This is a genomic window from Streptomyces sp. NPDC111520 (assembly GCF_055635295.1).
In genome coordinates, this window is sequence record NZ_JBVKBW010000004.1 from 123,883 (window position 1) to 139,483 (window position 15,601).

General features: G+C 72.1%; 11 protein-coding genes. 5 read left to right on the top strand and 6 right to left on the bottom strand.

Translation table 11 applies throughout. The features are described 5' to 3' along the window. Nucleotides 1-30: 30 nt before the first annotated feature. Nucleotides 31-1,017 carry an ArsR/SmtB family transcription factor gene (locus tag ACZ7MY_RS11025; protein WP_499601055.1) on the bottom strand — a complete coding sequence of 329 codons (987 nt, stop codon included), beginning with the start codon at nucleotides 1,015-1,017 and terminating at the stop codon, nucleotides 31-33. A gap of 212 nt (nucleotides 1,018-1,229) precedes the next feature. Between ACZ7MY_RS11025 and ACZ7MY_RS11030 the strand changes: the two genes are divergently transcribed. Beyond that, a complete protein-coding gene (locus tag ACZ7MY_RS11030; RefSeq protein WP_499601056.1) occupies nucleotides 1,230-2,600 on the top strand; it encodes an alpha/beta fold hydrolase in 1,371 nt (456 codons plus the stop codon). Nucleotides 2,601-2,702: 102 nt separating this feature from the next. On the opposite strand, the gene ACZ7MY_RS11035 is transcribed toward ACZ7MY_RS11030, so the two are convergent. Beyond that, complete coding sequence (locus tag ACZ7MY_RS11035) at nucleotides 2,703-3,041, bottom strand: hypothetical protein (RefSeq protein ID WP_499601057.1); 339 nt, start codon at nucleotides 3,039-3,041, stop codon at nucleotides 2,703-2,705. Nucleotides 3,042-3,148: 107 nt separating this feature from the next. Here ACZ7MY_RS11035 and ACZ7MY_RS11040 point away from each other — a divergent pair, with 107 nt between their 5' ends. After that, on the top strand, nucleotides 3,149-3,637 hold the full coding sequence (locus tag ACZ7MY_RS11040) for a YcxB family protein (RefSeq protein WP_499601058.1): 489 nt from the start codon (nucleotides 3,149-3,151) through the stop codon (nucleotides 3,635-3,637). A gap of 92 nt (nucleotides 3,638-3,729) precedes the next feature. On the opposite strand, the gene gap is transcribed toward ACZ7MY_RS11040, so the two are convergent. Both gap and ACZ7MY_RS11050 read right to left on the bottom strand, forming a co-directional pair. Beyond that, entirely contained in the window at nucleotides 3,730-4,728 is a 999-nt protein-coding gene (gene gap, locus ACZ7MY_RS11045) for a type I glyceraldehyde-3-phosphate dehydrogenase (protein ID WP_499601059.1), read from the bottom strand. A 171-nt stretch (nucleotides 4,729-4,899) separates the two neighbouring features. Further along, entirely contained in the window at nucleotides 4,900-5,850 is a 951-nt protein-coding gene (locus tag ACZ7MY_RS11050; protein ID WP_499601060.1) for a GlxA family transcriptional regulator, read from the bottom strand. Nucleotides 5,851-6,068: 218 nt separating this feature from the next. Here ACZ7MY_RS11050 and ACZ7MY_RS11055 point away from each other — a divergent pair, with 218 nt between their 5' ends. The 3 genes from ACZ7MY_RS11055 to ACZ7MY_RS11065 all read left to right on the top strand — a co-directional run bounded on the left by ACZ7MY_RS11055 (nucleotide 6,069) and on the right by ACZ7MY_RS11065 (nucleotide 10,457). Next, nucleotides 6,069-6,863 carry an SGNH/GDSL hydrolase family protein gene (locus ACZ7MY_RS11055; RefSeq protein WP_499601061.1) on the top strand — a complete coding sequence of 265 codons (795 nt, stop codon included), beginning with the start codon at nucleotides 6,069-6,071 and terminating at the stop codon, nucleotides 6,861-6,863. Between the two features lie 296 nt (nucleotides 6,864-7,159). Further along, nucleotides 7,160-9,385: a TIGR03767 family metallophosphoesterase gene (locus ACZ7MY_RS11060; RefSeq protein WP_499601062.1), complete on the top strand. Its 2,226-nt coding sequence runs from the start codon at nucleotides 7,160-7,162 to the stop codon at nucleotides 9,383-9,385. Between the two features lie 292 nt (nucleotides 9,386-9,677). Continuing rightward, complete coding sequence (locus tag ACZ7MY_RS11065) at nucleotides 9,678-10,457, top strand: DUF1963 domain-containing protein (protein ID WP_499601063.1); 780 nt, start codon at nucleotides 9,678-9,680, stop codon at nucleotides 10,455-10,457. A gap of 130 nt (nucleotides 10,458-10,587) precedes the next feature. Here the strand turns inward: ACZ7MY_RS11065 and ACZ7MY_RS11070 are convergent, their stop codons facing one another. Further along, on the bottom strand, nucleotides 10,588-11,286 hold the full coding sequence (locus ACZ7MY_RS11070; protein WP_499601064.1) for an alpha/beta fold hydrolase: 699 nt from the start codon (nucleotides 11,284-11,286) through the stop codon (nucleotides 10,588-10,590). 126 nt (nucleotides 11,287-11,412) lie between these two features. After that, the gene (locus tag ACZ7MY_RS11075) at nucleotides 11,413-15,219 is read right to left on the bottom strand and encodes a GH92 family glycosyl hydrolase (protein WP_499601065.1); all 3,807 of its coding nucleotides are present in this window, start codon (nucleotides 15,217-15,219) and stop codon (nucleotides 11,413-11,415) included. Nucleotides 15,220-15,601 lie beyond the last annotated feature (382 nt).

Sequence of the window (15,601 nt, forward strand, 5' to 3'; positions counted from 1 at the left end):
GCGGTGCCGGCCCTCCCCGTCAGCCCGCCGTCAGCTCCTCCCGGTCAGCCGCGACCCGGCCGGCGTACGCCGGTACAGCACCGTCCGTCCCGCGCGGGAACGGGTCACGAGACCGGCCCGGTGCAGCACGCCCAGGTGGTACGAGACCGTGGCGGCGCTCAGGAAGTGGCGCGCCGCGAGCTGCGTGGTGGACGCCGGCCGTGCCAGCGCCCCGAGCAGCCCTGCACGGGTGGGGCCGAGCAGCCGGGCCAGCTCGGCGGACGGCGGCACCGGCGCGGCCGGACGGTCCCGTACCGGGTAGGCAACCATCGGCGGCCGCCGTCCGCCGGGCACCGGGTCGACGATCACCCCTGGCCCGGCCGCCACCAGCGACGGCACCACGATCACCAGCGGAACGGCGACCTCCACCGTGAAGCGGCTGTCGACGCGCAGCGTGCCGCCGGCCCAGCCGATGCCGGGGTGCAAGGAGTTGAACAGCCCCGCGGCGCCGTGCCGGGCCAGCAGCCCCGCGCACCGGTCGACCTCCGCGTCGAGGGCGGCCTTCGCGTCGGGCCAGTGCGGGGCGAAGGCCAGCTCCCAGTACCGGCCCAGCTCCTGCGCGACCTGCCGGGCGACGTGCCCGCCGCCGCGCGCCATGGCGCGCCGCACCCCGGGCGGCAGCTCCGCCCCGGCCAGCCCGTTGCGGGGACGGCCGTGGCGCAACGCCGCCAGCTCGCCGAGGACACGGTCGGGCGGCGTGGCCCGCACCCGGTCCAGCTCCTCCTCGACCGTGGGCGAGGGGCCGGACGGATGCGGGCTGAGGAAGTCCGGTACGTAGCCGCCCCCGTCGAGGGCCAGCTCCGACAGCAGCGGCAGCCGGGCCCGGCGCAGCACCCGGCGTGCGCGGGCCACCCACGGATCGGCCTCCGGGGCCGGGCGCACGCCCCACGGCAGCAGCGTCGCCGCGACCTCGTGCAGCGGCGAGACCGCGAAGTGGGACCGGGCCAACCCGGCGGCGTCCACGGTCAGTTCGATCATCCTGTACCCCGCCGCCCCTCACCCCTGGTGCTTTCGAACGTGCTCGAATCGTGGCACGGACCCTCGCCGTCGCGAGTCCCCTTGGCGCAGTCTGATGCCCGACGGACGGCAGGGGACACCGAGATCACCGGAAGGCGGGGGTGCGTGCGATGCGGGCGATGCGCGGGGCCGGAACGGCACGGGGGGCGCGGAGGTCCGGAGCACGGGCCGCGGTGGCACTGGCCGCCGCCGGCCTGCTGATGGTGTTGGGGACCTGCACGTCGTCGGCCCAGGGCCGGGGCGACGCGGGGCCGCCCGGGGGGAGCGGGGGGCTCTCCGGCGCCGCGGCCTGCCCCGGCCTGGAGGGCTTCAGCTGCGCCACGCTGACGGTGCCGCTGGACCACAGCGGCGAAGCGCGGGGCCGGCTGGGACTGAAGGTCGCCATGGCGGACAACGCGGACGCCCCCAAGGGCGTCCTGCTGTTCCTCACGGGTGGTCCCGGGCAGCCGGGCGTCCCCTTCGTGGAGCGGATGGCCGACGCCCTCGGACCGGTGCTCGAGGACTACCGGCTCGTCATGATCGACCAGCGCGGCACCGGCGGCAACGCCCTGCAATGCCCGGGACTGCAGGAGCAGATGGGGGCGTCCGACCTCACACCGCCCACCGCGGACGCGGTACGGGACTGCGCCGCGGCCGTGGGCTCCGACCGCCGCTTCTACAGCACCGGCGACACGGTCGCCGACCTCGAACTGCTCCGCCGCGCGCTGGGCGTGCGGAAGATGACCCTCGACGGGGTCTCGTACGGCACCTACACCGCCGAGCGGTACGCCCTCGCGCACCCGGGGCGCGTGGCCCGCATGGTGCTGGACTCCGTGGTGCCGCAGACCGGTTACGACCCGATGGACCTCGCCGCCATGCGGGCCGTGCCGCGGGTGCTGACGGCGGCGTGCGAGAGCATCGGCTGCACCACCGACCCCGCGGCCGACCTCGCCGAGGTCGTGGACACCTACGGCAACGGCGTCGACGTGCTGGACGCCCTGACCACCTGGGAGTTCGTCGACCCGGACTACGCGGAGATGATCGACGCCCTCCACCAGGCCGCCGAGGGGGACCCCGGGCTGCTGAACGGCCTCATCCAGGGCGTACGGCAGGGGAGCGCGGCGAGCGCGGAGGAACTCAGCCAGGGACTCCACGCCTCGACGCTGTGCCTGGACGGCCGCTATCCCTGGGGCCGTTCGGACGCCCCGGTCGCCGGCCGCCGGGCCGCGCTGGAGAAGGCGGGCGCGGAACTCGCCCCGGCCGACCACGGCCCGTTCGACGCCGCCACGGCGACCGGCCTCGGGTCGATGCTCAGCTGCCTCGACTGGCCCCGCACCCCGGCCCCGTCCCTGCCTGCCGCCCACCGCCGCCTCCCCGGCGTCCCGGTGCTGCTGCTCGGTGGCGACCGGGACCTGTCGACGCCCCTGGAATGGCTCCACGACCAGAAGGAGCTGACCCCGCGGGCCCAGGTGGTCGTGGTCCGCGGCGCCGCGCACTCCGTCCAGAGCCGCGCCGCGAGCGACGAGGGCCGCCGCGCCGTGCACCGCTTCCTCCTCGGGCGCTGACACCCGCCCGGGCCGCCCCGGCGCCGCATCCGGCAATCCGGATGCGGCGCCGGGGCGGTCGCGTTGCCCTGCGGCCCTTGGGCCGGTTGCCGCGGAGGGCGGTCAGCTGTGGGGGTGGTCCGGGGCGCCGGCGACCTGGCGGGGGCCGCGGGCGTCGTCCATCCAGCTCGGGCGGGTCCGGAGGAAGGAGAGGTCCTCGGCGGCCGGGTCGGCCGTGTCCCGGAGGCGTTCGCCCTCTTCGGGGGTCAGCCGGGAGTACCACGTCGTCAGGTCGTCCCCGCCACCGGACCAGTCGATGAACTCGTGGAAGCGGTGGAACCAGAAGGCGCGGCAGCCTGTGCAGTTCAGCAGCGACTCCTGGTCGTGGTGGGACTCGTACAGCGTCCGCACCCAGGCGAGTTCGGCCTCGGCGCAGCAGTCGATGAAGCTCGGGGTCGCCACGGCGCGTGATCCTATCCCCCCGGCGCGGGACACGTCCGGGCTGCCCGGTAGCCTCTCGGCGTTCGGGCGGCGGGCCCGTCATCCTCCACGACGGCGGTTTCCCGGTCATGGATGTGAGTGCGACGTTCCAGATGACGGGGCGGGAGTACCGCAGGGCGATCCGCAACTCCCCCGCCGTCCGCGGGGTCGCGGTCATCGGGGTTCTCATGGTCCTGGTGGGCGCGCTGACCCTGCTCTCGGACGAGCCGAAGACGTGGCTGATCTACTACGGGATCGGCTTGCCGCTCTTCCTTGAGGTCGTCGCCGTCCGGCTCGCGGTCCGCAGGATCGCCCGCCAGTTCTCCGAACCGTGGTCCGTCCGGCTGACGGAGGAGACCTACACGCTGCGCACCGCCGTCGCCCGGGCGGAGGTCGGCTGGGACGCCTACCGCGACGCGCGGGAGCATGCGGGTTTCTGGTACCTGCGCCAGGTGAACGGCGCCTCGGGGTTCTTCCCCAGGAGGGTCTTCGACGAGGACCAGCAGGCCGTCGTGGCCGCCTTCTTCGCGCGGCGGCTGCCTCCGGCGAAGCGGCCTTGGTACCGGCCCTTCTCCTGACCGGGGGCGGCCGAGGGCGGTCGAGGGCAGCCGGGGGCCGGCGGCTTCCGCCCGCCCCCGGCCGGCGGCTTCCGCCCGCCCCCGGCCGGCGATCAGGCGCGGGCGAGCAGTTCGAGGGTGTCGACGACGCGGTTGGAGAAGCCCCACTCGTTGTCGTACCAGGCCACGACCTTGATGTGGCGGCCGTCGACGCGGGTGAGGGCGGCGTCGAAGATCGACGAGGCCGGGTGGCCGGTGATGTCGCTGGAGACCAGCGGCTCGGTGGCGTAGTCGAGGATGCCCTTCAGCTTGCCCTCGGCGGCGGCGCGGTAGGCGTCCAGCACCTGCTCGCGGGTGACCTCGCGGGAGACCGTGGTGTTGAGCTCGACGATCGAGCCCACCGGCACGGGCACGCGGATCGAGTCGCCGGAGAGCTTGCCGTCGAGCTTGGGCAGCACCTTGCCGATGGCCTTGGCGGCCCCGGTGGTGGTGGGCACGATGTTCACGCCGGCGGCGCGGGCGCGGCGCATGTCGCGGTGCGGACCGTCCTGGAGGTTCTGCTCCTGGGTGTAGGCGTGCACCGTGGTCATGAAGCCGTGCTCGATGCCGGCCAGGTCGTCCAGCACGGAGGCGAGCGGGGCCAGGGCGTTCGTGGTGCACGAGGCGTTCGACACGATGACGTGCCGGGCCGGGTCGTACTCCTCGGTGTTGACGCCGTACGCGAGGGTGACGTCGGCGCCGTCGGACGGGGCGCTGACCAGCACCCGCTTGGCGCCGGCGGTCAGGTGCCCGCGGGCGGCGTCCGCCGAGGTGAAGCGGCCGGTGGACTCCAGCACGACGTCGACGCCCAGCTCGGCCCACGGCAGCTTGGCGGGCTCGCGCTCGGCGAGCACCGTGATCCGGCGGCCGTCGACGACCAGGTCGGAGCCGTCCACCTCGACGGTGCGGCCGAGCCGGCCGAGGGAGCTGTCGAACTTGAGCAGGTGCGCGAGGGATTCGGGGGCGGTGAGGTCGTTGACCGCGACCACTTCGAGGTCACTGCCCCGCTCGACGAGGGCGCGGAGGGTGTTGCGTCCGATGCGGCCGAATCCGTTGACGGCGATGCGGGTCATGAGGGGTTCCTTTCGTTGCCGTCTTCATGGTCGGCAGCGGGACGTCCCTCCGGTAGTGGCCTGAACGACAGCGTGCGCAAGCATCCCGCCATACCTTTCGCCACGCCCCGCAAGGATCTCGCCAGGGGAGCCACCGGGGCCGTCCGGGCCACCCGGCGCCGTCCGGGCCGTTCAGGCGGAGAAGGTGTTCCGGTACTCCGTGGGGGAGGTGCCGAGGATGCGGTGGAAGTGCAGCCGCAGGTTCGCCCCGGTGCCGAGGCCGACGCGGTCGGCGATCTGCTCCACGCCCAGGTCGGTGCGCTCCAGCAGTTCCCGGGCCAGGTCGACCCGGGCGCGCAGCACCCACTGCATCGGCGTGTAGCCGGTGTCCTCCGCGAACCGCCGGGAGAAGGTGCGCGCCGAGACCTTCGCGTTGCGCGCGAGCATGTCGAGCGTCAGCGGTTCGGCGAGGTGTGCCAGGGCCCATTCGCGGGTGCCCGCGAACAGGTCGCCGAGCGGCTCGGGCACGCTCCGGGGGACGTACTGCGCCTGGCCGCCGCTGCGGTAGGGCGCGGCCACCAGACGCCGCGCCACGCGGTTGGACAGTCCCACCCCGTGATCGCGCCGCACCAGGTGCAGGCACAGGTCGATGCCGGACGCCGCCCCGGCCGAGGTGAGCACGTCGCCCTCGTCCACGAACAGCACGTTCTCGTCCACCCGGACCAGCGGATGCCGCTCGGCGAGGGCCTTCGTGTAGTGCCAATGCGTGGTGGCGCGCTTGCCGTCGAGCAGCCCGGTCGCCGCCAGCGCGAACGCCCCGGTGGAGATGGCCGCGAGCCGGGTGCCGCGTTCGTGGGCGGCCGTCAGCGCGCCGACGACCGCCGCGGGCGGCTCGGTGCCGGCCGGCTCCCGGTAGCCGGGGATGAAGACGGTGTCGGCGTGCTCGACGGCCTCGAGGCCCTCCGCCACGTGGTACGACAGCCCGTCGCCGCCGGTCACCAGCCCGGGCGCGGCGCCGCAGACCCGCACCTCGTAGGGCATGCTCGGCCGGTTGGAGAACACCTGCGCCGGGATGCCGACGTCGAGCGGCTTGGCGCCCTCCAGTACGAGCACGACGACGTGGTGGTTCTTCGCGCGGCTCAACGGGTCTCCTCCGGCTCTCGCGCCCGGTGGCGTGGCTGACTGCTGTCGCAAGCATCCTGCCACCGCCGGTCCCGCGCCGCTCCGGCCGGCGGGCCACGGCGATCCGAACAACGATCTACGCGCGGAGAAATTTTAACATTCCATTGTCATGGACACTTCCCAGCGAGGTGGGTCGGGGGTTACCAAGTGGTAGTCAATTCCCCGCCCAGGGAGGTTCCGTGAGACGCACCACGTCGTTGTCGGCCCTGACCACCCTGATCGTCACCCTGGCCTTCGGCCTGTTGTGGTCCACCCCGGCGCACGCCGCCGGACCCGCCTACGTCGCGCTGGGGGACTCGTACTCCGCCGGCAACGGAGCGGGCAACTACGACAGTGCGAGCGGCAGTTGCCACCGGAGTCTCAGCGCGTACCCGTACCTCTGGAAGAACGCCCACGCCCCCTCCTCGTTCGCCGACACCTCCTGCTCGGGTGCGGTGACCACGGACGTGACCAACAACCAGCTCGGCCCGCTGAACGCCTCCACCGGTCTGGTGTCCCTCACCATCGGCGGCAACGACGCCGGATTCTCTGACGTCATGACGACCTGTGTGATCGGCTCCGACGCCGACTGCGTCAACCGGGTCACCCAGGCGGAGAACTACGCCCGCAACACCCTGCCCGCCCGCCTCGACGCCACCTACAACGCGATCCGGGCCAAGGCCCCCAACGCCAAGGTCGTCGTCCTCGGCTATCCGCGCGTCTACACCCTGAACGTCCTGTGCGTCGGCCTCTCCGACACCAAGCACCGCAAGATCGACGAGGCCGCGGACGTCCTCGACGGCGTCATCGCCGCCAGGGCCGCCGCCCACGGCTTCGTCTTCGGCGACGTGCGGGGCACCTTCAACGGCCACGAACTCTGCTCCGGCGACGACTGGTTGCACTCCCTGGTCGTCTCGCCGAGCTGGGAGTCCTACCACCCCACCGCCAGGGGCCACGCCAGCGGCTACTACCCCGTACTGAACGCCAACAGCTGACCCGTCCGCCTCCCCGTACCCGGGCCCGGCCCGTCCGGCCCCCTCCGGCGACCCCGTACGGCCGTGTGCGCCCGTACGGGGTCGCGTCATGCCCTCCGCGGCCGCCACCGGACGGTGGGTCAGTCAGAAAGTGGATGAGTGGCTGAACCACTCCTTGCGGTCCGGGCCCTCCCTTTGCCAGGCTTGGCGGGCCCGGTCCACCGCTCCACGACCGGGTGGTTCGCGCGCCTCCCCTCGTCCCCCTCGCCATGCCGTGCTGCCCGCGCACGGCGGCTGACGACCGAACAGGATGCGGAATGTCTCTGACGCGCCGAAGAATGCTGACGGCGAGCGCCGTGGGCGTGGTGACCGCCACCGTCGCCCCGGGCGGACTCGCCGGCCTCGCGGCCGCCGCCCCGCGGACCACCGCCGCAGGCGACGGTTCCGCACCGGGCCTGTCGACCCTGGACCGTACGCTGCTGCGCGGCCCGGACCTCGGGTCCGGTTACCGCGGGATCGTCGCGGGGCCCGGCGAGCCCCACCTCGTCCGCAAGGACCTGGCCAACGTCACCGCGCCCACGGTGACCCGCTCGCTGATCGCCTTCGCCCAGATGTCCGACCTGCACATCGTCGACGACCAGTCACCGCTGCGCGTCGAGTGCCTGGACCGGCTCGCCGACTACGGGCCCCCGCACTACAACTCCTATCCCACCGAGTCCGCCTACCGCGCCCACGAGTTCCTCTCCACCCAGACCACCGACGCGATGTGCCGCGCCGTCCGGCAGATCGGCCGCGGGCCGCGCACCGGGGCGCCGCTGGCCTTCACGGTCGTCACCGGGGACGCGGTCGACAACTGCCAGTACAACGAGACCCGCTGGTACATCGACCTGCTGGACGGCAACACGGTCACCCCCGACTCCGGCAGCCCGGCCCTCGACGAGAGCGTCAGCAGCGGGCGCTTCGGCACCGACGTCCACTACTGGCACCCGCAGGCCCGGCAGAGCCCGGCCGACAACAACGAGCTGGCCGGCTTCCCCCTGGTGACCGGCCTGCTCGCCGCCGCCCGCAGGCCCTTCACCGCGGGCGGGCTGCGCATGCCCTGGTACGCCGCCTACGGCAACCACGACGGCCTCGTGCAGGGCAACGTCGCGCCGGACGTCCTGCCGTTCGACCCGCTCAAGAGCATCGCCACCGGCTCCACGAAGATCACCCAGATCGAGGGTGTCCCCGACGTCTTCGACAACGGCCCCGCCTACTACATCGAGCTGCTGACGGACATCATCACCGGCGACTTCACCCTCGACACCGAGAAGGTCACCGCCGACCCGGCACGACGGCTGCTGGAGCGGCGGGAGTTCGTCGCCGAGCACTTCCGCACCACCGGCACCCCCGCGGGGCACGGCTTCACCTCCGGCAGCGACCGTGCCTACTACGCCGTGCCCTCCGGCCCCTCCGACCTCGTCCAGGTCCTCGTGCTCGACACCACCAACGCGAACGGCGGCGCGGACGGCGCCCTCGACGAGGCGCAGTGGGAGTGGCTGGACGCCCAACTGCGGACGAACAGCTCCCGCTACGAGACGGACCGCGCGAACGGCACGGGCCCCGGCACCGTCGTCACCCAGCCCGGGGTCAAGGACAAGCTGATCGTCGTCTGCTGCCACCACACCCTCGGCTCGATGGACAACACGGACGGCGACGCGCCCTACAGCGGCGCCGACCTGCGCGACAAACTGCTGCGCTTCCCGAACGTCGTGCTGATGGTGGACGGCCACACCCACACCAACAACATCACCGCGCACAAGCCCGCCTGGACCTCCGCGCTCAGCGCCGGCTTCTGGGAGGTGAACACCGCCTCGCACATCGACTGGCCCGTCCAGTCCCGGATCGTCGAGATCGCCGAGGGCGGCGGCTACCTGTCGATCTTCACCACCATGGTCGACGCGGACGCCCCGCTGTCGTACGGCGGGGACACCGGCACCCCCGCCGCGCTCGCCTCCTTGGCCCGCGAACTGGCCGCCAACGACATCCAGTCCGTCGCCCGCGGTATCGACCTGCGGCGCGGCGCACCGACCGCCCGCAACACCCAACTGCTGCTCCCGCTGCCCTTCGCGCTGCCCACCGGCGCCGGGACACCCGCACCCGACTGGCCCCTGCTGCAGCAGGGCCAGAGCGGCACCCGGGTCAGGGCCCTGCAGTACCTGCTGAACGCCCGCGGGGTGGGGCTCGCCGTGGACGGCGTCTTCGGCATCACGACGGCCGCCGGGGTGCGCTCCTTCCAGACCGCGCGCGGTCTGCCCTCCAACGGCGTCGTGGGCCCCGCGACCTGGCAGCCGATGGTCTTCACGACGCTGGCCCAGGGCGGCTCTGGCCCCGCGGTCTCCGCCGTGCAGTACCTGCTGAACACCCGCGGCGCGGGACTGACCGTCGACGGTGCCTTCGGCGCGGCGACGGACGCCGCCGTGCGCTCCTTCCAGTCCGCCCGCGGCCTGCCCGCGGACGGCACCGTCCGGTCCGCGACCTGGCTGAACCTGCTGGCGCCCTGACGGTACGGGGTGGTACCCCGGTGCTCCGGCGCCGGGGTGCCACCCGCCTCCGGCGGCGTGTCACCGCGAGGGCGGCGGTCGACGTGCTCACCGGCGGCGCGTGGCGCGATGGTCGTCGCACCTCGCGACGGCCTCGACGACCGACTCCGTCCCGGTGGGCCGGGCCGGCGGGGACGCACCGGGGAAGGGTGTCGTCGCGGGGGAGTAGGTTCATGGGGCGGGCACGGGCGAGCCGTGTCCACGTACACCTACCGCTCGGACGCACCACGTCGAGCCGAGGGGAGACAGCAGCGTGTCACCGCACCCTGTCGAGGGGCCGGCCCCGCACGACCTCCTGCCCGAACTCGCCTCGTACCGCCGGCCCACCACGCTGCTCCGGCCGAAGCAGGGATCCCCCGGCGTCCGGGAGAGTTCTCTCGGTGGTCCTGTCCTGTGGCCCGCTGACGAGCCGTGGCCGCATTGCGACCGACCGGGTCACCTCGCCGACTTCAGCGGCTTCCCGGTGGGCCGCATCCCCATGGTCCCGGTGCTGCAACTGTTCGCCCGCGACGTGGCGCAACTGCGCTTTCCCGACGGCAAGGACGTGCTCCAGATCCTGTGGTGCCCCCTGCTCCACCCCGACGACGAGGTCACGGCCCCCAGGCCGTCCCTCCACTGGCGTGCCGAAACCGACGTTCCGGCCACCGGAGTGCTGGACGACGTCCCCGCGCCCGGGGAGGGTGAGTACGACGACGAGTTCACCCCCCGCCCCTGTACGGTCTCACCGAGCGTGGACACGGACTACGCGAACATGGACCTTCCCCGGGACCTCCTCACGGGTCTGTCGGAACCCGTCCTGGACGCCGTCGAGGAACTTCTCGGCCGTTGTCATGAGACCAAGGTCGGCGGCTACCCCGCCTGGAACCAGGAGCCGGACTGGCCGGACTGCGCCCGCGGTCACCGGATGGAGCACCTCCTGAGCATCACGGCGGACGACGAACACGACATGATCATGGGCGACGCCGGCGGTGTGTACTTCTTCCTCTGCCGCCGGTGTCCCGAACTCCCCTACGCCCACCGCTACGACTGCTAGGGCGTGCATCGAAAGTGGATCTTGAGCTGCCGCTACGAGGCGACCGTCCTTGTCGCGGCCGTCAACGAGTGGCTGTGAGCAGCGCAGTTGATACGACGCCGGCAAGGCGTCCGCAAGCGTGGAACTGCGGTCACGTACCGGCGATGTCGATGAGGATCCGCGCCAGTTCGCGTGGCTGGGAGAACATCGGCCAGTGGCCGGTGTCCATCTCCATCAGCCGCCAGCGCCCGCTGGTCAGCAGCTCGGCCACATCGTCGCTCGGCTCGGGGTCACCGAGCGTGCACTTGATGTACGTCGCCGGGAGGTCGCCGAGCGGCGTTTCCAGCACAGCGGCTTCGGTCAGCGTGTCACCCGGGTGTGGCGTCGAACCGCCCACGATCCGTGCGATCTGGTCATCGGTGAGACCGTGGCCCTCGAAGTGAGCCGGGGGCGCGACCGGCCAGAATCCGCCGTTCTCGGCGATCGTTGTCCTCATCGTCGCCCCGCCGTCCGGCCAGGCGGAGACGAACGGTTCACCATCGGCCGGAACACTGGAGTCGAGGAAGACCACTTGCGCCAGCCGGTCGCCGATCCGCCCGGCGGCCTGACCGCTCGGAATACCCGAGTAGCTGTGACCTACCAGGACGACGTCGTGCAGGTCCTGGCGTTCGACCTCATCGACGATGTCTTGGACGTGGGTCTGCTGCCCGGCCGGCGCGCCCTGCTTCTCGGCGAGGCCGGACAACGTCAGCGGGTGGACGCCATGGCCGGCCGCACGCAGGTACGGCACCACATCGTCCCACGCCCACGATCCGAGTCGCGCACCTGCGATGAGCACAAAGTTCGCCATGGCCGCACCGTAGTGGAGCGGCCCGACGACCGCTCCGGAAATTCTTTCGACACACGCCCTGGTGCCGGCGGAGCCGCGGGCGGGCGCGGAGTCCACTCCGCGCCCGCCCCTGTCGCCGTCGGTGGATCAGGCGAGCAGTTCCACCTCCGCCAGGGTCGACTCGGCGTCCAGGACCAGGCGGTACTGGGTGTAGCCGTCCGGCTTCGGCACCGAGAAGGCCCGGGTCTGGCGGTCCCAGGTGAAGGACTCACCGGAGCGCCTGTCGAGGGTCTTCCAGTGCGTGCCGTCCGAGGAACCCTGGAGCGTCCAGCCGGTGGGGGCCTTGGCGCGGTCCGCGGACGAGGTCAGCGTGTACTGGACGGCCCTGGTGCGTCCGTCGACCGGGAGGTCGACGGTGGTGACCGCCGCGTCCGTCGACGAGGTGTTGTCGAACAGCGCGCCGTCGCCCTTGACGGCGTCCGCGCGGGGCGCCGGCACCTCGTCGTCCTGGGTGATCGACTCCGGCGCGGCGTTCCTGCCGGTGCCCCACGACGAGGGCTTCGGGCCCATGTCGAACTCCAGGACCCCGCCCTTGGCGAGCAGCGAGTGCGGCAGCGAGGTGGACGTCCAGGAGCGGCCGTTGACCTTGAGCCCCTGCACGTACACGTTGCGCGTGCTGTTCTTCGGCGCCTTGACGACCAGGTCCTTCCCGTTCTCCAGGTGGACGGTCGCCTTGGTGAACAGCGGGGAGCCGATGGCGTACTCGCCGCTTCCCATCACCAGCGGGTAGAAGCCGAGCGAGGAGAAGAGGAACCAGGCCGACTGCTCGCCGTTGTCCTCGTCGCCGTGGTAGCCCTGCCCGATGTCGCTGCCGGTGTAGAGGCGGGAGAGCACCTCGCGGACGTTCTTCTGCGTCTCCCAGGGGCGGCCGGCCGCGTCGTACATGTACGTCACGTGGTGGGCCACCTGGTTGGAGTGGCCGTACATGCCCATGCGCACGTCCCGGGCCTCCGTCATCTCGTGGATGACGCCCCCGTAGGAGCCCACGAACTCCGGCGAGGCGGTCTCGGGGGTGGCGAAGTACTCGTCGAGCTTCTTCGCCAGGCCGTCACGGCCGCCGTACAGGTTGGCCAGGCCGCGGCTGTCCTGCGGGGCGGTGAAGGCGTAGCCCCAGCCGTTCGTCTCGGTGTAGTCGTAACCCCACACCCGCGGGTCGTACTTCGCGGAGTCCACCCGCCAGTCCCCCTCGGCGTCACGCCCCTGGAAGAAACCGGCCTGCGGGTCGAAGAGGTTGACGTACTCCTGGGCGCGGTTGAGGAAGTACGCGGACTCCTCCTTGTAGCGCTTCTTGCCGGTCTTCTCGTAGAGGGCCTTGCCCATCTCGGCGATGCCGTAGTCGTTGAGGTACCCCTCCAGCGCCCACGACAGGCCCTCGTGGGTGTCGGTGCTGGTGTACCCGAGGAAGGGCGAGGTGGTTATGCCCTTGCGGCCCACGCCCGACTGCGGCGGGACGACCGTCGCGTTCTTCACGGCCGCGTCGTACGCCGCCTCGGCGTCGAAGTCCACACCCTTGACGTAGGCGTCGGCGAAGGCCACGTCCGAGGAGGTGCCCGTCATCAGGTCGGCGTAGCCGGGCGAGGACCAGCGCGAGGTCCAGCCGCCGTCCTTGTACTGCTGCACGAACCCGTCGACCATCTCACCGGCCTGGCCGGGCGTCAGGAAGGAGTACGCCGGCCACGTCGTCCGGTAGGTGTCCCAGAAGCCGTTGTTGACGTAGACCTTGCCGTCCACGATCTTCGCGCCGGTCTGCGTCGGGGTGTCCGGGCCGGGCATCGCGGAGAACGGGGACGCGTACTGGAACTTCGAACCGACCTTCTCGAAGCCCGAGTTCGGGTACAGGTACAGCCGGTAGAGGCTGGAGTAGAGCGTGGTCAGCTGGTCTGGCGTGGCGCCCTCGACCTCGACGCGGCCCAGGATCCTGTCCCACTGCTTCTGCGCGTGCGACTTCACCGTCTCGAAGGAGGTGCCCTGCGGGACCTCCTGGCGCAGGTTGTCCTTCGCCTGGTCGATGCTGATCAGCGAGGTGGCGAGGCGCAGCGAGACGGTGCGGTCCTCGCCCGCGTCGAAGCGCAGGTAGCCCTTCACGCCGCTCGACGTGCCCTCCGTGACGGGGGCGTCGAACTCGCCGTACAGGAACAGCCGGGTGGCGCCGGTGGACAGCCCGGACTTCACGTCGGAGTAGCCGGTGAAGGTGCCGGTCTCCTTGTCGAGCGTCAGGCCCGCCTGCTCGGTGACGTTGTCGAAGAGGACGCTCGCGTCGTCACCGGGGTAGGTGAAGCGCAGCACGGCCGCGTGGTCGGTGGGCGCCATCTCCGTCTTGAGGCCGTTCTCGAACGTCACGCCGTAGTAGTAGGGGCGGGCCGTCTCGTTCTCGTGCCGGAAGGGCAGTGCCCGCGCGCCGCGCGCCGTGTCCGGGGTGCCGGAGGCGGCGGACGGCATCACCTGAAAGGTCTGCCGGTCGCCCATCCACGGGCTGGGCTCGTGGCTGGCGCTGAACGCCTGGATGGTCGGCAGGTTGTCGGAGTTGTTCGCCTTGGCGTAGTCGTACAGCCAGTTGAGGGTGCCCGCGTTGGTCACCGGCGTCCAGAAGTTGAAGCCGTGCGGGACGGCCGTCGCCGGGAAGTTGTTGCCGCGCGAGAAGCTGCCGCTGGAGTTGGTGCCGCGGGTCGTCAGCGCGTAGTCCGACTTGTGCGCCTTCGGCTTCTGCGGCGGCAGCTGCTTCAGTGACACGTCGTCCAGCCAGCCGCGGAACTTCGCCGGGCCCTTGGGGGAGTCGTACGCGACCACGATCCGGTCGACGGTCTTGCCGGCCGCGACCGAACCGATCCGAGAGACGACGTCGTTCCACTGGTTGACGTAGAGCACCTTGGCCGCGCCCTGCCCCTGCGGGGTGAGCGCGAAGCCGTGCTGGTCGGTGGCGCCCAGGCGGCTGAGGTAGGTGCCGTCGGTGAAGACCAGGTCGACCGAGACGTTGGTGGCGTCGTAGTCGCGGTCGCCGTCCGCCATCGACGGGTAGATCCGGTACGACAGCGCGGTGTCCCGGCGGACGGGCAGGTCGACGTCGAAGACCTTGTTGTACGAGTAGGCCCGGCCGTCACCGGTGTGCCGGCCCGCGTAGCGCAGCGCGCGCGTACCGGTGAAGCCCGCGCCCGACTTCGCCGTCGGCGAGCCGCTCGGGCCGCGGTCGACGAGCGAGAGCATGTCCTGCGGGACGGGGTCGCCGGTGCTGCCCGTCGACAGCTGCAGGTCGGCGAGCTGGGTGATGCCCGAGGCGCCGTTGTTCCGGGTGATGTCGATCCGGAAGTGCTGGTACTCGGCGGGCTCCGCGAGGTCGTACGACTTCGTCTGGAACCGCTCCGGGAAGGACTCACCGGAGCGCGTGTCCAGGGTCTTCCAGTCCTTGCCGTCGGTGGAGCCCTGCAGGCTCCAGTCCTTGGGGTCGCGTTCGGCCGCGTCGTTCGCGGACGTCAGCGCGTAGGTGACCACCTTGGCGGGGCCGTCGAGGTCGAACTCCACCCAGCCGGTGGGCTGGAAGACCAGCCACTTGGTGCCGGGCTCGGCGTCGACGAGGTTCTCCTTCACCTCGCCCGAGTCGGTGTACTCGCCGTTCGCGCGGAGGTCGGTGACGTGGTCGTTGAGGTTTCCGGGTATGCCGGTGCTGTAGCCACCGTCCACGCCCGAGGCCCGCTTGGACCCGTCCGCGGCGGTGTCCACGGTGTTGCGCCAGTCGGGTTCGGGCTCGCCCGACTCGAACGACGACGCGAAGGTGTCGACGTGCGGCTTGTGTTCGGGAACGGCGACCGCCGCTTGCTGCGTGGCCGCGGCCAGAGCGAAGGCGGTCGCCAAGACGACCGCCGACGAGCTCCATCTGTGCCGGGCAGCTCTCTGCTGCATATGCGCGAGCACCCCTTCTGCGCCTGGACAACGTTGTCAAGTTCGCTGTGCAAGGGCCAGTAGGGGGTCAAGGCACCGGTGGTGTCAAGGGTGTTGGTGTGACTTTCGGACCGACGGGGCCCCCTGGCCGGGGGCCGGCCTGGGGTACGGCCGGGCCGCCCCGGCGGCGACGGCTTCGGGCGCGTCCGGGACGGAACGGACTCCGGCCCGGGTCTCCGGTCCCGGGATCCGAGCCCGACCAACCTGCCGGTCCGGGGCGGTGCTTCGAGGGCGTGCGGGGGGCGTGCCGGGGCCCGCGGCGCGCCGGCGGGAGAGCGGGCTCCCGAGGGGGGCCGTGCGCCGGCGACGCTGTCCGCGGACCGGGCGGATCCGGAGTCCGGCG

What these genes read in the sequence shown, in the direction of transcription:
- ACZ7MY_RS11025 (WP_499601055.1), bottom strand. Translation starts at nt 1,017, where the DNA reads ATGATCGAACTGACCGTGGACGCCGCCGGGTTGGCCCGGTCCCACTTC.
- ACZ7MY_RS11060 (WP_499601062.1), top strand. Translation starts at nt 7,160, where the DNA reads ATGTCTCTGACGCGCCGAAGAATGCTGACGGCGAGCGCCGTGGGCGTG.
- ACZ7MY_RS11070 (WP_499601064.1), bottom strand. Translation starts at nt 11,286, where the DNA reads ATGGCGAACTTTGTGCTCATCGCAGGTGCGCGACTCGGATCGTGGGCG.
- ACZ7MY_RS11040 (WP_499601058.1), top strand. Translation starts at nt 3,149, where the DNA reads ATGGATGTGAGTGCGACGTTCCAGATGACGGGGCGGGAGTACCGCAGG.
- gap (WP_499601059.1), bottom strand. Translation starts at nt 4,728, where the DNA reads ATGACCCGCATCGCCGTCAACGGATTCGGCCGCATCGGACGCAACACC.
- ACZ7MY_RS11075 (WP_499601065.1), bottom strand. Translation starts at nt 15,219, where the DNA reads ATGCAGCAGAGAGCTGCCCGGCACAGATGGAGCTCGTCGGCGGTCGTC.